Below are 2,040 nucleotides of genomic sequence, written 5' to 3'. Positions count from 1 at the left end.
GACAGTCAGGGAGCGCAGATGCAGCGTGGGACCTGTACAGCGGTACCGGCACGTCCCAATACCTCGCCGGGCGTCCACAGCCATTCGACCAGCTTCAACTCCAGGCCGGCGAACGGATCACAGTCCTCTGCGCCATGTGCGGCTCAGCGGGGTCATGATGACCAGCGGTGCCACCTCCTCCTCCTCGAACTTCAGGACGCACCGATGAGCGGCGGTGCCTCTTTCCTCTGCGACCACGGCGGCTTCGTTCTCGCGCGCTTGCTGGAGCGGCTTCGTCAGGCGCCGCAGGGGTTCGACCCTCCGGCGGCAATCCCTGCCCCGACGATGGGCCTCAACCCGTTCCAGCCGACGCGCGGTGGCGGTGATGTCGATCCCTCCGGCCGCGGCACCGGGCCCGTCGATCAGCGCCGGCCGAGCATCGCCATGGACGAAGGACAGGTGCAGGCTCTGGAGCGTGCGCAGGCCGGGCCCGCTGACGCTGTTGCGTTGGGTGGCAGCCCGCTCGACCGTTTGCTGTACGACCGGACGGGGTTCGGGGGCGGCTCTGGTGGGTTCACGGGCTCGGCCGATCCTTACGGCGCCCGCAGCGTGCCGCTACCGCCCACACGGCCGGGTGACGACGCCCTCATGGTCCAGCCCCCGACCACGGGAACCGTCGCGGGGATGAACCCCGGCGGGGCAGGCGCGATGCCGCCGAAGGTCAAGGCGTTGTCGGACTATCCCGGCGGTCCGGCTCCGGCGGCCCCTGCTGATCCCGTTGGCGTGCCGCAGATGCCGCCTACGAACAGCTTCGACCCTCTCACGGGTCAGGTGGTCTCGGGGCAGCCGCAGCCCCTCAGGGGAGCACCCGCGCCCGCCGGGCCGATGGCGCCGGCCGGCGGTCAGGGTGGCCCGCAGCCGAGCATGATGGAGCAGTACGCCCGCGCCGTTGGCGCCGTGAACCCTCAGATCGGCGACCTGCTGCTCCACGTCGGGCTCGGCATCGCGAGCAACCGTGGGCTCGGCGCCGGCATCTCGGCAGGGGTGCAAAGCTATGGAGCCAGCCAGTCCGGCTCGCTGAAGGGTCAGCTTGAGCAGATCAGGTTCATGCAGGAGCAGCAGAGCCAGCAGGATACGTACAGCCACCTCGTCAACAACCTGAAGGTCGATCCGGTTACTGCGCGGGCGGCTATGCGCAATTCGACCGTGCTGACGAACCTGCTGCAGCAGCAGACCCGCGCGCCGAACACCGTCGACTATGGCGGCGTTCGGTACCTCGTGCCTCCGAATTCCGCGAATGATCCCAGTCAGTGGCAACGGGTCGGGGCCGTGAACGGCCCGCAGCCGGGCTTTGAGGCGGATCCGAACAAACCCGGCGCTGAGCGGTATGTCGTCGGCAGCCAAGCCGACCCGAACTACAAGGGGTCTGTCGCGGGCGCCGAGGCCAAGGCCAAGGACGAGGCCGTAGGCGACAAGCTGATGAACGTGCGCCCTGATGGCGTTGTCTTCGACCCGAACACGAGGCAGCCGGTCTATCAGGCCCCCGGCAACAAGCCTCAGGGGTTCGAGACCGAGGACAAGCTACGCACCGAGTTCTCCAAGCAGCTCGGCACCTTCGGGCAGGTCCACGAGGGTTATGGCCGCGTGATCGCCGCCACCCGGCAGCGCGAGACCAATCCTGGACAGGTGTCGCCTGCCTCCGACATGAGCTTGGTCTTCGGTTACATGAAAATGTTGGACCCCGGCTCGGTGGTCCGTGAAGGCGAGTACGCCACGGCCAAGAACGCGGCGGGCGTGCCTGAGCAGGTGCTGAACGCCTACAACAAGGCCCGCAACGGTGAATTCCTTTCGGATCGCCATCGACAGGATTTCCCCGGTCAGGCTCAGGAGCGGTACGGCACCGCTCGCCATCCCGCTGACGGTGTGGCCGGGCGGTATCGTGGACTGGCCCAGCAGTATGGCGGTAGCCCTGACCGCTCAGGTTACATGCCGGAGAGCCGAACCCCGCCCACCCTCGCTCACCCGACCCAGCCCACCGGAAACGCGCCCGCGCGGTTCCAA

At 68.1% G+C, this 2,040-nt stretch carries 1 pseudogene; it reads left to right on the top strand.

Annotated elements, in window-relative coordinates:
* Nucleotides 1-204: 204 nt before the first annotated feature.
* Nucleotides 205-2,040 (top strand): annotated as a pseudogene (locus MKK82_RS28500) (hypothetical protein); the annotation flags it as partial.

It is taken from the genome of Methylobacterium sp. E-046 (genome assembly GCF_022829625.1).
GTDB classification, from domain to species: Bacteria; Pseudomonadota; Alphaproteobacteria; order Rhizobiales; family Beijerinckiaceae; genus Methylobacterium; species Methylobacterium longum.
Note: the sequence above shows the minus strand (reverse complement) of the source record. Positions and strands in the feature narration are given on the sequence as shown.